The organism is Hymenobacter agri (assembly GCF_054778495.1).
Window position 1 is genome coordinate 1 of the sequence record NZ_BAAGZM010000745.1, and the last position, 1,781, is coordinate 1,781.

A 1,781-nucleotide genomic window follows, 5' to 3' on the forward strand; every position below is an offset into this window, starting at 1 on the left:
CCTGCGCCCAGGCGCTGCCCGTGGCGGCCAGCGGCAGCAGCGCACCGGCCAGCGACCGGCGAAACAAGGAAATAAAACGCAACCGAATCAAATTCTCAATCAAGAAAATTCGATTCAAAATCTGCCCTCTAACTCCTTCAATCCGAAGGAATCAGCTGCCAGACCGAGGCCGAAAAACAGGGGTAAGGTGGCCGCCCCGAAGGACTGCCGCTGTTCTCTTTCTCCATCCGTCCTCCGCGAATGCTGAACCTGTGAATGCCCGGGCAGGTCTCCTGGCTTGCTTCGCCGAGCGGGCCGCCTTCCCAGCTTTCAATTGACAATCAATCGATAACCAGTGGCGTGTGTGGCCCGCCCCGATGTGAAGCGTACAGTTGCGGGGACAGCTCCGGCCTTGAACCGGATTCCCTTTTCAGCCGCGCCCCGCGAGTGGGGTCTGGCACCTTGGCGGCACAAAGATACGGCCGTGGCGTGCACTCTGCGAGGCCGCGCCCGTTTTCGTGAGTAGGCTGGCCGATGCGCGGACTCGCAGAGTCCACGCTACAAGCCTCACCGCCGCAGCGTCAGGCCCACAAAGTATTCGTGGTCGCTGAGGCGGTTCAGGGCCAGGTGGGTGCCGAAATCGAGCTGCAGGTTGGGGTTGACTTTGATGATGGGCGCCACGTTCACCGACGACTGCCAGCGGCGCTGCTCGGTGTTCCACTGGGCCACGCCTTCGGTAATGATGCCCAGTTTTTTTGCGAAATCGTATTCCAGCGCCATCGACGGCACCATGGTGAGGTAGCGCTGGCCGGCCTCGCGGTCGTAGTCGACTTCGCCTTCCACCTGGGCTTCGAGGTTGAGGTCGTCGGTCAGCTCCACGTCGACGGGCAGCACCACGCCGTACTCCACGGCGCCATCGCCCACCTGCCCGCCGGTGGGCAGGCGCGCGTAGCCAATCACCGACATGGCAAACCGGCCCAGCTGGTCGTCGCCCACGAAGTTGTGCTTCACGCGCACCGTCACGTCGCCGAAGCCGGCGTGGCGCTCGCGCCCTTCGGCCGGGTCGGAGGGCTGCTGCTTGGTGACGCTGTACACGGGCACTTCGAGCTGCACATCGGTGCGGCGGCTCAGGCCCAGCTTCAGCGTGGAGTAGGCGGCGTGCCACTCGCGGCGCTTGTCATCGGTGCCCGAGCCGCTGTTGATGAGCCGCAGGGCATCCATTTCGAGCTGAAAATGGCCGGCATCGACGGTAAACGGGCTTTCGGTGATGCCGGGGCGGTCGGGCTGCAATTCGCGCAGGCGGTTGCGCGGCACCGGCTTGCGCCAGCTGAAATGGGCCGAGTCGTAGGGCGACGTTTTGGCAGGAGCCTGCGCCTGAACCAAACCGGGCAGCCCGCTCAGCGCCAGCAGGGCGAAAAGGTATTTCATGGGCCGCAGTACGCACCAAACGAGCTTTTGGCCAGAAATCCGGCACCCTGCCAACGGCCGCCAAGCATCGGCCCGCCGAAATATTGCAGTATTTAACACGATTACGGCTTACCCATAAGGCAATTGGCAACGCACTGCTTGAGGTTCAAAAAAACCGCCGCGCCTAAAACGGCACTACCACCTTCACCGCCACGTTGCGCCCGGGGTTATAGATACCGGTGCGGCCGGTGGGCGAAGCGGCGTAGTACTCGAAGTATTTCAGCCGATTCAGGTGGGCTTGATACGCGGTATCGAATACGTTATCGACCTGCAGCACGAGCTGCGCCACCGGCCGGCCGGCGCGGCTGCCCAGCGTGGTGCCCGCCCCCACCCCA

At 63.4% G+C, this 1,781-nt stretch carries 2 protein-coding genes and 1 riboswitch; both genes read right to left on the bottom strand.

Annotated elements, in window-relative coordinates; all coding sequences use genetic code 11:
• Positions 1–245: 245 nt before the first annotated feature.
• A riboswitch (cobalamin riboswitch) is annotated at positions 246–459 on the bottom strand.
• An 87-nt stretch (positions 460–546) separates the two neighbouring features.
• Positions 547–1,407: a transporter gene (locus ACYVDE_RS21670; protein WP_460503619.1), complete on the bottom strand. Its 861-nt coding sequence runs from the start codon at positions 1,405–1,407 to the stop codon at positions 547–549.
• 163 nt (positions 1,408–1,570) lie between these two features.
• Positions 1,571–1,781: hypothetical protein (locus tag ACYVDE_RS21675; protein ID WP_460503620.1), on the bottom strand; the 211-nt coding region annotated here is incomplete at its 5' end.

What these genes read in the sequence shown, in the direction of transcription:
- ACYVDE_RS21670 (WP_460503619.1), bottom strand. Translation starts at nt 1,407, where the DNA reads ATGAAATACCTTTTCGCCCTGCTGGCGCTGAGCGGGCTGCCCGGTTTG.